This window comes from Synechococcus elongatus PCC 11801 (genome assembly GCF_003846445.2).
GTDB classification, from domain to species: Bacteria; Cyanobacteriota; Cyanobacteriia; order Synechococcales; family Synechococcaceae; genus Synechococcus; species Synechococcus elongatus_A.
This window is the reverse complement of sequence record NZ_CP030139.2, coordinates 2,584,446-2,600,807: the sequence shown is the minus strand read 5'-3', so window position 1 is coordinate 2,600,807 and position 16,362 is coordinate 2,584,446. Positions and strand designations below refer to the sequence as shown.

Genomic DNA, 16,362 nt, shown 5'->3' with positions numbered 1-16,362 from the left:
TCGCTTAGTAACGAATTCGCGGGTCAATCAGGGCATTGATGAAATCAACCACAATGCTGGCTAGCACCACCAAGCAGCCAAAGAAAACAATGATGCCCTGTACGGTTGGATAATCCCGTAGGGAAATGGCTTCATAAAGCCGGTTGGCTAGCCCCGGCCAAGAGAAAGCCACTTCCGTCAGCAAGGCACCGCCCAGGAGCGAGGCGAGCGTTAGCCCTAGCAACGTCACCACTGGAATCAGGGCATTGCGCAGGGCATGATTCAGCAGCAGTCGCCGTTCCGACAGCCCCCGCGATCGCCCGGCATCGATGTAGTCTGCTTGAAGCGACTGCCCCAGATTGACCCGCACGAGGCGCTCAAACACGCCACTCAGCAGGAGACCGAGGGTTAGCGCCGGCAAGGCTAAATAACGGAGTGCCAAACCTGCTGCCGTCCAGTCAGCCTGCAGCAATGCATCTAGGACATACAAGCCCGTCGGTCCTAGCGGCGGATCGAGGGTGACGGGATAGCGAGTACCAATCGGGAACCAGCCCAAATCAACCGCGAACAAGAGTTGCGCCAGCATCGCTGCCCAAAAGGTTGGCAGGGCGTAGGTCAAAATTCCAAACAGACGACTGGCCGTTTCGCGTCGACTGTTGGGTTTGGCTGCAGCCATTAATCCCAGTCCCAGCCCGATCGCGATCGCAATGGCCAAGCTCGCGATCGCCAATTCCGCCGTCGCTGGAAAATACTCACCGATAATTTGCCGAACAGACTGGCCTTGGCTACTCAGGGACTCTCCCAGATCGCCGCGAAGCAGCTGACCGAGATAGTCCAAGTACTGTTGCCAGAGGGGACGATCCAGACCCAGTTGCGATCGCAGCGCTAAGCGGGCTGCAGCTGGTGCCTTCGGGCCTAAAATCGCATCGATCGGATCCCCGGGAGTCACCCGCAGCAGCAAAAAGATGAGGGTAGCGATCGTCCAGAGCATCAAGGGCAGCAATAGCAACCTTGCCAACAGGTAACGACCCAAGTCCCTAGCGCGCGACATACTTACTTCACCTTGCGAAGTTGGCCAAAGGCGATCGCCCCCGAAGCTTGAATATTGCCGCCTTGGATGTAGGGCTGACTGAACAGATACTCACGGTTTTGCCAGAGGGGGATGAAGGGGACATCCTCAGCACTCAGCTGTTGAAGCGATCGCAACAAGCGATCGCGGCTTTGAGGCTCAGTGCTTTCCCCTGCTTGCTGCAGCAATTGATTCGCCCGCTCACTGTAATAAAAGGAGCCTTGGTAGTAACTGCTCCCTGCTCGGCAGCCCTGTTTCGGATCGCCCTCACTGCAAGCCAGAAAGGGTTGGAGGTAGTTATCGGCATCCAAAAAGTCTGGCAACCAATCGAGCAAGAACAGTGGATAAGCCCCTTTTTCCAAGTTTTCGTAAGCCGTCGTGGATTCCACTCCCTGCAGCTGCAGATCAATCAAGCCGCCAAATTGCTGCTGCACCGAAGCCCGCAACGTACTAGCGACCAGTACATTGCTGTTGAGATTGGAGCGATACCAGAGTTCAACCTGTAGGGGATTGCTCGGGGAATAGCCCGCAGCAGTGAGTAACTGCCGCACTTTCCCGGGATTATTGCGCGGGAAGACTGGCTCCGAGACAGGGAATTCTGACGGGACCAAACTATAGAGCGGCTGCACTTGACCATAGAAGACGCGATCGCGGATCACATCACGGTTGATGGCCAAAGCCAAGGCTTGGCGCACCTCGGGGCGATCGAGTGGCGGGCTGAGGACATTGACCGTCAGGTAGTAAATACCGAGGCCATCATTGCGGTTGATCTGAATCCGTCCCGCTTCTGCCTGCTGACGTAACCCTCGAATTTGTTCGGCATCCAAACCCTGATAGGCCACATCGACTAGGCCCGTACCTAGGGCACTGTAGAGATTAGACGGACTAGAGAAGATCTGAATATCGAGTCCTTCATTGCGGGGTTTCTCACCCCAGTAGTTGCGATTGGCGACCAGACGCAGGCGATCGCCCTGAAAAGATTCCAGTTGATAAGGACCGGTGCCCACAAATTGCTGGGGCAAAAATTGATCGGCAGCGGGTCGATAGGCCTGCGGCGAAACCGCACAGAGCCCCGGGAAGGTCAGCAGCGCGAGGAAAGGCGCAAAGGGAGCCTTGAGCTGAATCGTCAGCTCATAGTCACCGGTCACTTGAATTGAAGCCACGCGATCGCCCAGCAAGTAGGCCGGACGCCCGCCATTATCGATAAAACGCTGCAGCGAAAAAGCCATGGCCGCAGCATTGAACGGGCTGCCGTCATGGAACTGCACATCCTGCCGTAGCGGGATGCGATAGGTCAGGCCGTCCTCACTAATCTCCGGTAAGGCCGTCGCCAGTTGTGGCACAATCTCGACGCTATTCGGTTGGGTTGTGTAGAGGCGATCGCCCAACGCGTAGAGCAATGCCCCCGAGAGCAGTTCGTAGGCATCAGCTGGATCGAGAGTTCGCAACCGTGCCGCTGTACCTACCACAATGCGATCGCTCTCGATCGCCTTCGGCAGCGGTACGCAACTCACCAGCCCTCCGCACATCCAGAGGAGCAGAAGACAGCCCAGCAACAGTTGACGCAGACGCATGGGCGTTAATTAAAACCTGTTCACAAGAAACCCTCAAGCTTGGGCGGGTTAGAGGATTGTGGTCGCTCACCCAAGCACTGACAACTGTCTACTTACGCGCCAACCAATAGCGAGTGGTCGCAGCGCTGCCGTCTTCTTCAGTTCGTTTTTCTTCGCAGTCAATTTCCTGAGCTGCGACCGAACATTGAAACTCAGTGTTGTTGACAGGGTCACCCGCCGCTTCCCACGTGCCAATAAATTCGGTCGGAGTCCGCAGGCGTCCGCGAATCAACAGGCAATCTGCAGGATTGGCACGCGCTTTGCAGATGCGCAGCGACTCGACCGACAGCGTTACCTGCGCATCCTCGGGCGCAGTCATAATGCCATCGACCGAGTCTTGTTCTTTGAGGGCAACGGACACGGGCTTATCCAAGGGCCAGTCTTGGCTCTGCTCAGACGGAGCCCAAGGCAAGCGATCGCAGCCGACCAAAGCTACTGCCAGCACACCCCCTGCTAACATCCATTGCCAAGGCGATCGCCGCATTGCTGCTCCTCCTGCTGTGCTTCCAGCCTAGTCGCTACCGGTCTGGCCTGAGTTCCCGCCGGCGATGGCTAGGCAGCCACGGGCTCTAGGAGACCCGAAAACAGCCCCAGTCCGTCGACACTTCCCGCGATCGCTTCTGCGGCCCGCTCGGGGTGGGGCATCATACCCAGCACATTGCCCGCTGCATTGGTAATCCCTGCAATGTCGTTGCAGGATCCGTTGGGGTTTTCGAGATAGCGGAACAGTACTTGTCCATTTGCCTCTAGCTCCGCCAAAGTCTCGGGGTCTGCATGGTAGCGACCCTCACCGTGGGCAATCGGTAAGTTGAGGATCTGGCCCTGGCGGTAGGTGCGGCTCCAAGGGCGATCGCTCCGTTCGACACGCAGGGGCGTGGTTTCACAGCGAAAATGCAGATCACGATTGCGGACGAGTGCTCCCGGCAACAGTCCCACTTCCGTCAAGATCTGGAAGCCATTACAAATGCCTAAGACCAAACCGCCAGCTTCGGCAAAGGCAACGGTCGCTTGCATCGCGGGTGAAAAACGGGCGATCGCCCCGCAGCGTAGGTAATCACCGTAGCTGAAGCCACCAGGCACCACGACCAGATCCAAGCCGGAGAGATCGCGCTCTTCATGCCAGACCATGCGAGTCGGTTGACCCAACAGACCTGCGGTTACCCACTGCACATCGCGATCGCAGTTCGATCCAGGGAAAACAATAACGCCAACGTTCACGCTGCTACTCCTGCCGCCGCTTCTAGCTCAAAGCGGTAGTTCTCAATCACGGGGTTGGCGAGCAACTGATCGCACATCTGATCCAGTTGCTCGCGCGCGATCGCTTCCGTCTCTGCCTGGAGGGATAGTTCGATATACTTTCCAATCCGAATTTGTTCGACCGAATCATAGCCAAGGTGCTGCAAGCCACTTTGAACGGCTGCCCCCGCTGGGTCGAGCACTGAGGGTCGCAAAGTGACGTAGATCCGAGCGTAATAGCGGGTCAAAGGAGCATTCTCCAGGGCAGAACCGCTCTCAATTTTACGACTTGACGGTGAGAGCAGGCGATCGCTGACTGACTTGCATTTCGGACAAGGTTGCTGAGTGCACCGCAGCGGAATGGTGTCACAACATGCCAAGATGCATTTAAGTCCCTACTTGGCGATCGCCCAACAGGTTGGCAAGCACTCAAACTCCATTGAGCCTTCCAATCCTGAGATCAGGCCTGATACCTTAATGCCATGGCCAGCCGTCGCACTCAAAACCAACAGAAAATCCTCGAAGTACTCCAAGGGTTGAAAACAGAAATTTCCGCCCAAGACCTTTACATTGAGTTGCGCAAGCAGCAACAAAGTATAGGTCTTGCAACCGTCTATCGATCACTGGAAGCTTTGAAGCTATCAGGACATCTGCAAGTGCGAACGCTCGCTTCAGGGGAGTCCCTTTACAGCGCTCACCGTGAGGATCGTCATCACCTCACCTGTCTACGCTGTCACACGTCGATCGCAATTGACGAATGCCCAGTGCATGCGTTGGAGAAAGACTTACAGCAGACTTACGGCTTCGGCATTTTTTACCACACCCTAGAATTTTTTGGCCTCTGTGAGTCCTGCCAAGCTGTAAAGGCAGGCTAGAGCCGATGTTGACTGTTGTCTTTAGCACAGACGTCTGCATGAAAACGACAGCAGAGTGCTACTAACAAGCTTTTCTCGCGCACAATTGAGTGCTTTTTCTTAGGCCATGCCAACCGTTCTCTTTCGACTGATAACTGCACCCGATTTAGGGTGGCATCTTGAGCAATGGTTGGATCCCCAAAAGCTCTGGTGTCAATCGTTACAAGGTGCACCAGTCGAACAGCTTTGGCAGAATAGTCCAATCAGTCAGGCTTGGCAGAACAGTTTTGTTCAAGCCATTCAATCGTGGGATGTCTGGCAACATCGTGGACCACTCTGCACAGGTGTTTTTGAGCGAGAATGGCGGCTCTTAGCTTATCCCTACCCACTCGAAAATGGTCACTATAGCTATCTAGGATCACTACAAATCACACCCGTCAGAACAAACGATAAAGACTGCGACAATGATGTTCCGGATGGCGAAAGTCGGCTATCTACTCTGTTACTCGATCGACTGCGGCTGCAAGAATTAGCGATTGACCATAGCAGTGATTTAATGCTGCGCTGTAATAGCCAAGGCTTAATCACTTGGGCCAATCAAGCCCTGCTAGAGCGCCAAAATAAGTCGATTGACGCACTGATCGGCACTGACTTTACACAACTACGGACCCAGCCTACTGAACGCCACTTGCTGCTCCAAGAACTTCGACAAGGGCAACTCATCGAAGGGAAGATTGAATATCAAACTGAGGACAAGGAGTTCTATCTGGTTCAGGAAAAGTTGTTGCCAGTCCTAACGGATGATGGTGAGCTTGAGAGCATTGTCATTGTTCAACAAGACTTGACCTGGCAGGCCGCAGCCGAGATCCGAACCCAGCAACAACTCCAAACGGATGCTCTGACTGGATTGCCGAATCGCAAAGGGATGTATCGCACAATTCGGCATGCCCTAAGCCTCGTTGAAGAGCAAAATCAACCTTTTGCACTCCTTCGCATCAATCTCGATCGCTTTCAACGCGTCAACGATGCCGCTGGCTACCATTTTGGTGACTATTTGCTGCGCAGCCTAGCGCTCAACTTGCGGCGGGTGTTGGGAAGCAGCATCGAACTCGCCTGTCTAGGGGGCGATGAATTTGCCGCTTTGCTGGCTCCCTGTTTTCGCGAAACCGATGCAATCACCTTGGCAGATGAAGTCAGGCAGGCGATCGCCCTGTCTGGTTCACTGGCAGCAGCAGCTGGCATTAGCTTAACTGCCAGTATTGGTATTGCCTTTGTCGATAAGAACCTCAGCGAAGAAATGGTTCTTGATCGCGCCAATCAGGCAATGTATGCCGCCAAGCGTCAAGGCGGTAATTGTACTGTTGTCTATCACTTGCCCTCGCATGACAGCATTCGCCACGAAGCAGCGCTGCAGTTTGCACTACGGCAAGCGATCGCCGAGCAGGAATTAAAACTGGCTTATCAGCCAATCATCAGTCTCCGCACCGGCAAGGTCGTCAGTCTCGAAGCCCTATTGCGCTGGAATCATCCCCAGTTTGGCTACGTTTCACCGGCTCTCTTTATTCCCTTGGCCGAAGATTCTGGACAGATTGAATCACTCGGAGAATGGGCAGTTCATGAGGCCTGTCGGCAGCTCGCTGAATGGTCTCAGCAACCAGTGCTGGCTCACTTGCGAGTCTCGGTGAACTGCAGTTTTGTCGATCTCAAGACAGAGCGCTGGATCACCACTGTCAAGTCAGCCCTCCAGGGCAGTCAGCTACTGCCTTCGAAGTTGATTATTGAGTACACCGAAAGTGCGATCGCCGCCGATCCAGCTGCCGCAATCGCGCTGAGTTCCTATCTTCAAGAGATTGGCGTCGATGTTGCCTTGGACGACTTTGGTTCCGGCTACTCGAGCATGGCCTATCTCATCCAATTCCAGGCGCAGGGGCTGAAGATCGATCGCAGTTTGATTACCCCCATTGCTGAGGATGAGCGATCGCGAGCCGTGGTTCGCTCCATCATTGAGCTAGCAAAACGCCTGGGGCTCAAAACGACTGCAGAAGGAGTTGAAACACTCGATCAGTTGCAACTGCTGCGTGCCTGGAACTGTGATTTTGCTCAGGGCTTTTATTTCAGCAAGCCACTACTGGCCACTGATCTACCGGACTTTATTCACAGTCATGGCAACTTCCTGCAAGACCACTGGTGAGGCAGCCAGAGACTGCTATCAATGGTTTTGCAATCGCCCTAAATAGAGTTCGCCCAGCAGTGGATCATTGAGTAGTTCTTCGGCAGGGCCGGTTTGGCGATCGCGTCCACTTTCAAGAATGCAACCGCGATCGGCGAGTCTCAAGGCTCGCTGTGTATTTTGCTCAACCAAAATAATCGTGGTGCCACTGCGGTTGATCGCGCGAATTTGATCAAACACTGTTGTCACCATCAATGGCGAGAGGGCAGCTGAGGGTTCATCGAGAACCAAAAGTAGTGGTTCTGCTGCTAAAGCACGCCCCATCGCCAGCAACTGGCGTTCCCCACCTGAGAGGGTGCCAGCCCGTTGCGAGCGGCGATCCGCCAAGGTCGGAAACAGGTCATAGATGCGGGCGATCGCGGCTTGGCGCTGTTGGGGGCGCTGCTGAAACAACCCCATCTCCAGATTTTCAGCCACCGTCAGGCTGGCAAAGACATTACGGACTTGGGGAACATAGCCAATGCCTAACCGCACGATCGCTTCGGGGCTGAGTCGGCTGATCTCCTGTCCCCGAAAGCGGATGCTGCCACTGCGCACCGGCACCAAGCCCAGCAGGGTTTTCGCAAGGGTGGATTTGCCTGCCCCATTTGGGCCTAGGAGCGTCAACAGCTCACCCGCTGCCACCTGGAGGTTGACCCCTTGGACAATGTCCAGATCAGGCAGGTAGCCTGCAAACACTTGGTCGAGTTCGAGCAGTGGCAGCGCAGTCATCAGACTTTAGGGCGTTTGCTGTAACTCCGGACGTTCCTCAGGCAAGATTGCGCCTTCGACGGGACAGACTTGCAGACAGATGCCGCAGTCAATGCAGGTGCTGAAGTCAATCCAGTACCAGGTTGTTCCCTTTTGGTTGCGTCCCGGCCCTTCTTGAATACAGGCAACCGGGCAGGCATCCACGCAGTCTGCAACCCCTTCACAGGTATTGGTAACGATCGTATGCGCCACAACAGCACGTCAGCGAGAGAACGCCCCCTAGCCTAACAAGTTGTGGCCGCGGGCTCAGCTATGGCTACGGCTTCCGTGCGAGGGGCACCGTCGCTGCTCACCCAGACAATCCGGCCAATGCGCCGCCGCTGGGCAAAGGCTTGCACGACTTCGGGCCGGCGATCGCGATCGAGGTAGAGTTCCACTCGCAGCTGATCCTGGCGCTGCAGGCGTTGTACTTCGGCTAAGGCTGCACCGTAGGCATCTGCATCAACAGGGATGACGAGTTGATCGATCGCAGGGGGGCGTTGCGGCAGGCGATTGGCTGCCAACAATACCTGTTGCAAGTTTTCGATGTTGCAAGAGAAGCCAATACCCGGCTGGCCAGCTGCCTGCGGATCGTAGACATCCAAGAGGCGATCGTAGCGGCCGCCTTGAGCCAAGACCCACGGCCCTGTGGGCGTTTCGTAGACGACTTCAAAGACGACGCCAGTGTAGTAGTCGAAGCTGCGCAGCAGGCTGAGGTCGAGCAGGAGTGGCGAGTCTTGAGGACCAGCGCTGGCGTTGTAAAGCTCCACCAGTTGGACGAGGCGATCGCGCAGGGTTTGTTCCAGGGGTGTCAGAGTTAGCTGCTGAAGTTTGGCAAAAACTTGCTCTGGCTGACCGCGAAGATCATGCAGCAACAGAGCGCGATCGCGTAGTTGTGGCTCAAGGGGCAATGATTCCAGCGTCACCCAATCAAGCTGGGCGATCGCCTGCCGTACTTTCTCACGCAAATCCTTGGGAAAGGGTTGGAGCAGCGATCGCGTCAGACTGGCTTCACCAACCACCAAGTGCCAGCTTCCCAGTGGTGGCTGACCAAACCCTAATTCAGCGAGAGCATCTGCCAGAACATGCAGAATTTCGGCATCTGCCAGCGTGCCGCCTACCCCCAACAGTTCTACGCCAGCTTGAAAGAGTTCACGCTGCTGGAGGCGATCGCCTTGGAAGGCGGGACGAAAAACATTGGCAAGGTAGTACAACCGCAGCGGCAAGGATGATCCTGCCAAGCGAGTCACCGCAGCACGAGCGATCGAGGCCGTCAGTTCGGGGCGCAGACCCAAGCCAGACTCCTCGTCGGACTGCACCTGAATCACCGCCGAGCGGCGCACGGCTCCTCCCGCCACCAAAGTATCTAGCCGCTCTAAGGTCGGCGTAATGATCCGTTGATAGCCCCATTGCTGGAAAACCTGCTGCAGGCGGCTTTCAATCCAGCGTTTTTGGGTCACGTCTTGGGGCAGTAGGTCGCGAGTACCGGCTGGAGGCTGATGCACCATGAATTTGATGGGTCCTAATCTGTCCTACTTGTTCTTGCCAAACCAACCACCGAGCAGCCCTCGTTTGCCTTGTGGCGGTGCTGCTGGGGCTGCTGACTTGGGATCGCGCTGGTTGAGTTGCCGCTGCGCTTCCAAGGCTTGAGCGTTTTGTGGGTCCAGCGTCAGGGCTCGTCGAATCGAGACCCGCGCCATGGTCAACTGATTTTGCTGCAGATAGATGGACCCCATCAAGGCATGGCAGCGGCTGTCGTTGGCATCGAGACGCAGAGCATCCCGCAGTTCTGCGATCGCCTGGGCAAAAGCCTGCTTGCTGACGTAATCTTCGGCTCGTCGGAGATAGCCCGACACCCGATCGGCAGTAGTCGTCGCAGTTGCTGCCGCCGGTTCAGTCACCGTAACTGTTGTCGACAAGCTGGGAGTTGTGCTGACTGGCGAGACTCGTGGAGATTCAACTACGACGGGACTGCGCAGTAAAAAGACAAGATTCAGCTCACTGAGCCGATTCACTTGATCTTCAATTTCGGACAGAGAACCGTAAAGATCAGTGGCGAGCTGTTGAATCAGGGCTTGATAGTCCTGCTGCATCTGAGCACTGACCGCTAATTTTTGGGCCGCTTCGTGCATGGCCCGAATGGAAATTTGGAGATTACGAGCCTGTTGAGCTTTGGCTTGGAGGGCTAAGCAGTGGTCTTGATAGCGCTGCGGTTGTGACAGGACGTTATAGGCCGGATTGACAACCCTCGCTAGTACTAAAGTGCTAGTCTCGCGCAACTGTTGGCGATCGCCCTGCAAGCGATCGGGATGGAGGCGCCGCACGATCTGGAGGTACTGACGACGAATTTGCTCGGGGGTCGCATCGACTGGGACGCCCAAGATTGCGTGATAGTCGTTGAAGTCGCCGAGCTGAAACAGCCCCCGATCAAGGCGGAGAACCATGGGCCTAAGCTCCTGTACAACCGCTAGGGAGCGGCGTCTTTTAGTCTACCGGTCACATCCATGAGTCACCAGCACTGAGCCGAGACCATCTTGCCAAATCCTGTCCTCTTGCCGTCAGTCTTGTTGAATCTTGTTGAATTTAGTCTGCGATCGCCGGTGGCTGGGTTGGAAAGGCCAGCGTCTCTCGCAGGATCGGCGAGAGTTCTTGGCTGAGCTGGCCGGAGCGTACAAATTCAGCATAGGTATCGGCTTCGATTGCCAACAGCTCTGCCTGCAAACTTTCTAGGGCGTAGTGCTGCAACTCGGGCTGGCGATCGCAGAGTTCTGCCAGTTCTTGGGTGAGGCTTTGCAGCTTGGCTTCAATGAGCTGAACTTGTTCGCGACGAAAGGCTGGATCAATTTCTGCCTGAGGTTCGGTTTGCTGAAGTCTTTGCAGAACTCGCTTCAGCGCAGTTTGCCGAGCGATCGCCTCCGCGTACTGTTGCCGTAGCGCCTGATCACCGAGCAACCCCAACGCACCCAGCAGCGGTTTCATCGTCAGCCCTTGCACCAGCAGGGTGAAAAGCACTGAACCAAACACTGTGGCCGTGATTAAATCCCGCTGCAGCAACACCGTGGGAATACTCAGCGCCAAGGCGATCGAAACTGCACCGCGAATGCCACCCCACCAAACCACAATCAGCTCGCGCCACGACAGATCGGAGCGGGAGAGGCGATTGCTGAGCCAGCCCAGCCCAAAAGTGGCGATCGCCCGCGCCGCTAGCATCGCCACGACAGTGATTGCGATCGCACCGCGATTTTGCCAGAGACTTTCAAGCGGTACCTGATCGCCAATCAAAAGAAACACGATTGAATTGACGAAAAAGGCGAGAAACTCCCAGAACTCTGTGACAATTACCCGCGTGCGGGGACTCATGCCAATGCGCGAGCCAAAGTTGCCCAAAATTAGGCCAACTGGTACAACCGCGATTACCCCTGAACCACCGAGCTGCTCACTCAGTAAATAACTGCCATAAGCTGACACCAACGTCAGGGACTGTTCGAGCAACGGGAGGTCCAAGCGTTGCGTGAGGAAAGAAACTCCAAAACCAATGAGGCAACCAGAACCAATGCCGATGCCGAGATAGCGGATCAAGTCTGCGAGTAGCGACTGTGCCTCCAGTCCTTGAACTTCGAGCGGGAGTGACAGCAAGAGACTGAGGGTGACGACTGCCACCCCGTCGTTAAACAGGCTCTCACCTTCGACCAACGTTCTTGTTCGCTCTGCCACGCCCAACTCGCGGAACATAGCAATCACGGAGACTGGATCCGTTGTCGCTAAGCTCGCGCCAATTAAGAGAGCGATCACAATCGGGACGGATGTTGTTTGTGACAGCCCAAAGGCGATACCAAGAATTGAAATTCCAACCCCAATCACTGCATAAAGACTGATGGGAACCCAATCTTTTTTGAGGTTGCTCCACTTCAAATTCCAGGCTGCTTCAAACAGCAGAGGTGGTAAGAAAATGGAGAGGATCAGCTCCGGCGATAGGTTGATCAGGCGAACATTAAACAGCGCCAGCCCCAACCCTGCGATCACCAAGAGCAAGGTGTAGGGAATTTGGCGGAACCAGCTAAAGACTTGGGGCAGCGTCGCCACACTGAGGGCGACAACCAGAGCCAGAAAGAAACGCTCTAATCCGTATTCCAGTGCTGGCTCAGTGGCCAGGACTTCAAGGCTCATGGGTTTGTCTGTGGCGGGCTATCGTCCATTATTCGGCCAATGCCCCGTAATCCTGTAGCCTGAGGCTGTTTTCAGCCAACAAGCCCTAATTCCTCGCGCATTAGTTCCAACGATCTAGGAAGGTTTCATAGGCTTGTGGATCGAGATCCTCAGCTGTGAAACCCCAGCCCAGATCCTGATCAGCAGGGGCATAGTGCTGGGCGATCGCAGTTTGTCGATGCTGTCGTCGCCAAGTTTCTAGTGCTTCTTGAATCACCGTCTCAGGATCGAGTCCCTGCGCCTCGATGTAGGCCAAGAGGTGATCGGCAATTTCAACGGTGTGACGAGCCATAGTTAGCGATCGCCCGAAAACAAAAGCACTGCCACCACTCTAGGGAGTCGATGGCTCAGTCGTCTCGGAGTTGATCACTTCAGGTACTGCCTCCAGACTAGGCTCTGGTGCGATCGCGGCAGGTTCCTCTGGTTGCGTTAGTTCTGGCTCAACCTCAGTGACTGGGGCTTGCTCAGGAGCCGGTGTGGGTTCATTGACCGTCGCTTCAGTTTCAGGTGTTTCCAGCGCGCGCTCCTCGGTGGGTGGCTGGGGTGCCGGTTTCACTGCTTCCACTAGAAGCCAGCCCTGCATCGATGCACGATGTTGCCAATTGGCTGGCAAGTCTGAGACTTGTTCGGGAGCAACCCAAATGCGATCGCCAGGAGCGCGATCAGCGATCGTTGCTAAGCGCTGCCCCAACCGCGGACTATTGAGTGCGAGTTGAATCCACTGCTGGTGCGTCGGGCCATCAACGGGATCAATCGCCCAAAAATCGACAGCCTGCTCCTGCAACAAGGCTTGCACTGCTGGCTGTTGTAGTGCGTAGCGAGTAGCTGGGCTGCGATCGGTCAAGAGGTGCCAGTGATTGACGGTTGCTAAGCCCAACCAAGGCCCCAACAGCCAAGCACAGCACCAGATCACACTTGCCTGCGGCAGCCGCTGACGTTGCTGATAAATCCATGGCAGCGTTAGCCAGCCCAAGCCCAGTGCCAAAGCCACCCAGCCATAGGGTCGCAGACTGGGATCAGCTAAAGCCGCCACGCGACCTGAGAGCAAGGCGATCGCAGCAATCATCAGCAGTAGCCCCAAGCCACCAAATACCCAGCTCAGGCATTGAACCCAGCGATTTGTGGGCTGACGAGAACCAAAGCTAAAACCGGACGATCGCTTCAGGCCTGTTGCTAGCCAGCTCAAGGTCATAGCGGCCAGCAAAGCGACCCACGGCAACAGTTGCAATAAGTAGTAAGGAGTGCGAGTCCGAAAGCTGGAAAGAATGATGAGGAGCAGGAGCGGGTAAACGCCGAGCAGGATCTGGTGCTGTCGTCGTAATTCGCGATCGCGTTCGGGCTGCAGCCAAAGGCGAACCCAACCGATCAGCCCAAACAGCGGCCAAGGAAACGCGTTGAGCGGCAGGTTCCAGAGATAGAAGTACCAAGGCTGGCTGTAAAGGTCTTCATTTGCCAGAAAGAAAAATTTCTCAAACAGCTGCGCGATCGCTAGATTTCCCCATTGCTGCTGGCTGCCCCAGAGCCAAATTCCAACCGGAATCCAGCCAACAATGAGGCCGAGCCAGAGGCCACGATTCCGGAGCAGTTTCGGTGCTTGCCAAAAGAACCAAGGGGCGATCGCCAGCAACGGCACGCCGATCATGAAGCCCTTGATCAAAAAGCCGAGGCCAACCCCCAAACCAGCGACAAAGCCCCAGAGATTCGGTCGGCGATCGCTAGAAACAGCTTGTAGAAGTCCCCAAATTGCGAGCAATTCCACAGCTAGCAACGGCATATCTTGCGTGGCTAGCTGCGCGTACTGAAACCAAAGCGGCGTCACCAGCAAAATGCCTGCAGCCAACAGCGCTTGCGATCGCGGCAAGAGGCGATCGCCGATCGCAAAAGTTAGCCAGAGCGTTGCTAAGCCGCTGAGCATGGCAGGCAGTCGCGCCGTCGAGTTGCAGAAGCCAAACAACTTGTAGCTAACAGCGATCAGCCATTGCACCCCGATCGTGCGGTCATAGACCGGCTCTTGCCACCAACGCGGTGTCCACCAGTCGCCTGTTTCCAGAATCCAGCGAGCTTGCAGGGCATAGTAGCCTTCGTCATGCGCCATCAAGCTATTGGGCCAGCCCAATCCCAGCCCAATCAGAATCAGAAACGCCAGCGTTAATAGCCCCAAAGCGATCGCGATCGCCGGACGACGAGGGCCAGAAACAAGGGGTGAACGACTCGAAAACATCGACACCAGCAATGCAACGCCCCTACGCTATCACCCCGCCTTTTGGGAACGGCGACTAGGATGGGGGCGTTTTCGAGGAGGCTGACTAGCGCGTGGCAGCTCAAAATCTCTACATTCTGCACATTCAAGCCCATGGTCTGTTGCGAGGACAGAACCTTGAATTGGGGCGAGATGCAGACACCGGCGGGCAGACAAAATACGTGTTGGAGCTGGCTCAAGCCCAGGCCAAATCTCCACAAGTTCAACAAGTCGACATCATCACTCGCCAGATTACTGACCCCCGTGTCAGCGTCGATTACAGTCAGGCGATCGAAACCTTCGCCCCTAAAGGTCGCATTGTTCGCCTCCCCTTTGGCCCCAAACGCTATCTGCGCAAAGAGTTGCTGTGGCCGCATCTCTACACCTTTGCCGACGCCATCCTTCAATACCTCGCGCAGCAAAAGCGAACCCCGACTTGGATTCAGGCCCACTATGCCGATGCTGGCCAAGTTGGATCGCTGCTCAGCCGCTGGCTGAATGTGCCGTTGATTTTCACAGGACATTCCCTGGGGCGGATCAAGCTCAAAAAGCTGTTAGAGCAAGACTGGCCACTCGAAGAAATTGAGGCTCAGTTCAATATTCAGCAGCGGATTGACGCGGAGGAGATGACGCTCACCCACGCTGACTGGATTGTCGCCAGTACGCAGCAGGAGGTAGACGAGCAATACCGCGTCTACGATCGCTACAACCCAGAGCGGATGCTCGTGATTCCACCAGGAGTGGATACCGATCGCTTCTGCTTTCAGCCATTGGGCGATCGCGGCACGGTGCTGCAACAGGAACTCGCCCGGTTTTTGCGCGATCCCAACAAGCCGCAAATTCTCTGCCTCTGCCGTCCGGCTCCCCGCAAAAATGTGCCTGCGCTAGTCCGCGCTTTTGGGGAGCATCCCTGGCTGCGAGAGAAGGCCAACTTGGTCTTGGTACTCGGCAGCCGCCAAGATATCAACCAAATGGATCGCGGCAGTCGGCAAGTCTTCCAAGAGATTTTTCATCTGGTCGATCGCTACGACCTTTACGGCAGCGTCGCCTATCCCAAGCAGCATCAGGCCGATGACGTGCCGGAGTTTTATCGCTTGGCGTCTCATTCCGGCGGGGTGTTTGTCAATCCAGCCCTGACTGAACCCTTTGGCCTGACGATTTTAGAAGCGGGAAGTTGTGGTGTGCCGGTGGTGGCGACCCATGATGGGGGCCCGCAAGAAATTCTCAAAAACTGCGATTTTGGGACGCTGGTCGATGTCAGCCGACCCGCCAACATTGCTCCCGCCCTCGCCACGCTGCTCAGCGATCGCGATCTCTGGCAGCGCTATCACCACAATGGCATTGAAAAGGTACCCCAATATTACGCTTGGGACCAACACGTTAATACCTTGTTTGAGCGCATGGAAACGGTGGCTCTACCCCGTCGTCGCGCTGTCAGTTTCGTTCGGAGTCGTAAACGCTTGATTGATGCTAAACGCCTTGTCATCAGTGACATTGACAATACGCTGCTTGGCGATCGCCAGGGCCTTGAAGAACTGATGACCTATCTCGATCAATACCGCGATCATTTCGCCTTCGGGATTGCTACGGGTCGTCGTCTGGAGTCTGCCCAGGAAATTTTGAAAGAGTGGGGCGTTCCTTCACCCAATTTTTGGGTAACTTCGGTTGGCAGTGAGATTCACTATGGCACCGATGCTGAACCGGATATCAGCTGGGAAAATCACATCAACCGCAACTGGAATCCTCAGCGAATTCGTGCAGTCATGGCGCAGCTTCCGTTCCTAGAACTCCAGCCCGAGGAGGACCAGACACCGTTCAAAGTCAGCTTCTTTGTCCGCGATCGCCACGACACGGTTCTGCGAGAAGTCCGGCAGCATTTACGTCAGCATCGACTGCGATTGAAGTCAATTTATTCTCATCAAGAGTTTCTGGATATTTTGCCCTTGGCAGCTTCAAAAGGAGATGCAATTCGTCACTTATCACTGCGTTGGCGTATCCCCCTCGATAATATTTTGGTGGCAGGTGATTCCGGCAATGATGAGGAAATGCTCAAAGGCCATAACCTCGGTGTGGTGGTGGGCAACTACTCACCTGAATTGGAATCGCTGCGCAATTATGAACGGGTGTATTTTGCCCAAGGTCACTACGCCAACGGCATTCTGGAAGCACTGAAGCACTATCGCTTTTTCGAGGCGATTGCCTAGCAC

The 16,362-nt window shown here is 55.5% G+C and carries 15 protein-coding genes; 3 read left to right on the top strand and 12 right to left on the bottom strand.

Features of this window, described 5'->3' with window-relative positions:
* Positions 1 to 4: 4 nt before the first annotated feature.
* The 5 genes from DOP62_RS12995 to purS all read right to left on the bottom strand — a co-directional run bounded on the left by DOP62_RS12995 (position 5) and on the right by purS (position 4,145).
* Complete coding sequence (locus DOP62_RS12995) at positions 5 to 1,030, bottom strand: ABC transporter permease (protein WP_370538814.1); 1,026 nt, start codon at positions 1,028 to 1,030, stop codon at positions 5 to 7.
* Between the two features lie 2 nt (positions 1,031 to 1,032).
* Positions 1,033 to 2,622: an ABC transporter substrate-binding protein gene (locus DOP62_RS12990; protein WP_208674220.1), complete on the bottom strand. Its 1,590-nt coding sequence runs from the start codon at positions 2,620 to 2,622 to the stop codon at positions 1,033 to 1,035.
* Positions 2,623 to 2,710: 88 nt separating this feature from the next.
* Complete coding sequence (locus DOP62_RS12985; RefSeq protein ID WP_208674221.1) at positions 2,711 to 3,145, bottom strand: hypothetical protein; 435 nt, start codon at positions 3,143 to 3,145, stop codon at positions 2,711 to 2,713.
* 68 nt (positions 3,146 to 3,213) lie between these two features.
* Entirely contained in the window at positions 3,214 to 3,879 is a 666-nt protein-coding gene (gene purQ / locus DOP62_RS12980; protein WP_370538813.1) for a phosphoribosylformylglycinamidine synthase subunit PurQ, read from the bottom strand.
* The gene (purS, locus tag DOP62_RS12975) at positions 3,876 to 4,145 is read right to left on the bottom strand and encodes a phosphoribosylformylglycinamidine synthase subunit PurS (protein ID WP_208674229.1); all 270 of its coding nucleotides are present in this window, start codon (positions 4,143 to 4,145) and stop codon (positions 3,876 to 3,878) included. Before purS ends, purQ begins: the two co-directional genes overlap by 4 nt.
* A 234-nt stretch (positions 4,146 to 4,379) precedes the next feature.
* On the opposite strand from purS, the gene DOP62_RS12970 reads away from it, so the two are divergent.
* Together DOP62_RS12970 and DOP62_RS12965 are read left to right on the top strand one after the other, a co-directional pair.
* Positions 4,380 to 4,772 carry a Fur family transcriptional regulator gene (locus DOP62_RS12970; RefSeq protein WP_208674230.1) on the top strand — a complete coding sequence of 131 codons (393 nt, stop codon included), beginning with the start codon at positions 4,380 to 4,382 and terminating at the stop codon, positions 4,770 to 4,772.
* Between the two features lie 106 nt (positions 4,773 to 4,878).
* Positions 4,879 to 6,942, top strand: coding sequence for a putative bifunctional diguanylate cyclase/phosphodiesterase (locus tag DOP62_RS12965; RefSeq protein ID WP_208674231.1), 2,064 nt, complete (start codon positions 4,879 to 4,881; stop codon positions 6,940 to 6,942).
* 18 nt (positions 6,943 to 6,960) lie between these two features.
* Here DOP62_RS12965 and DOP62_RS12960 read toward each other — a convergent pair whose 3' ends face one another.
* The 7 genes from DOP62_RS12960 to DOP62_RS12930 form a co-directional block, all read right to left on the bottom strand.
* On the bottom strand, positions 6,961 to 7,692 hold the full coding sequence (locus tag DOP62_RS12960) for an ABC transporter ATP-binding protein (protein ID WP_208674233.1): 732 nt from the start codon (positions 7,690 to 7,692) through the stop codon (positions 6,961 to 6,963).
* Positions 7,693 to 7,698: 6 nt separating this feature from the next.
* Entirely contained in the window at positions 7,699 to 7,923 is a 225-nt protein-coding gene (locus DOP62_RS12955) for an indolepyruvate ferredoxin oxidoreductase subunit alpha (protein WP_011243037.1), read from the bottom strand.
* Positions 7,924 to 7,955: 32 nt separating this feature from the next.
* The gene (locus tag DOP62_RS12950; RefSeq protein WP_338441625.1) at positions 7,956 to 9,218 is read right to left on the bottom strand and encodes an ATP phosphoribosyltransferase regulatory subunit; all 1,263 of its coding nucleotides are present in this window, start codon (positions 9,216 to 9,218) and stop codon (positions 7,956 to 7,958) included.
* Between the two features lie 24 nt (positions 9,219 to 9,242).
* The gene (locus DOP62_RS12945; protein WP_208674235.1) at positions 9,243 to 10,154 is read right to left on the bottom strand and encodes a J domain-containing protein; all 912 of its coding nucleotides are present in this window, start codon (positions 10,152 to 10,154) and stop codon (positions 9,243 to 9,245) included.
* 139 nt (positions 10,155 to 10,293) lie between these two features.
* Positions 10,294 to 11,877: a cation:proton antiporter gene (locus DOP62_RS12940; protein ID WP_208674237.1), complete on the bottom strand. Its 1,584-nt coding sequence runs from the start codon at positions 11,875 to 11,877 to the stop codon at positions 10,294 to 10,296.
* A gap of 100 nt (positions 11,878 to 11,977) precedes the next feature.
* Positions 11,978 to 12,208, bottom strand: a complete 231-nt coding sequence (locus DOP62_RS12935) for a hypothetical protein (RefSeq protein ID WP_208674239.1) — start codon at positions 12,206 to 12,208, stop codon at positions 11,978 to 11,980.
* 39 nt (positions 12,209 to 12,247) lie between these two features.
* Positions 12,248 to 14,137: an ArnT family glycosyltransferase gene (locus tag DOP62_RS12930; protein WP_261789866.1), complete on the bottom strand. Its 1,890-nt coding sequence runs from the start codon at positions 14,135 to 14,137 to the stop codon at positions 12,248 to 12,250.
* A 92-nt stretch (positions 14,138 to 14,229) separates the two neighbouring features.
* Here DOP62_RS12930 and DOP62_RS12925 point away from each other — a divergent pair, with 92 nt between their 5' ends.
* On the top strand, positions 14,230 to 16,359 hold the full coding sequence (locus tag DOP62_RS12925; protein ID WP_208674241.1) for an HAD-IIB family hydrolase: 2,130 nt from the start codon (positions 14,230 to 14,232) through the stop codon (positions 16,357 to 16,359).
* The last annotated feature ends 3 nt before the right edge of the window (positions 16,360 to 16,362 follow it).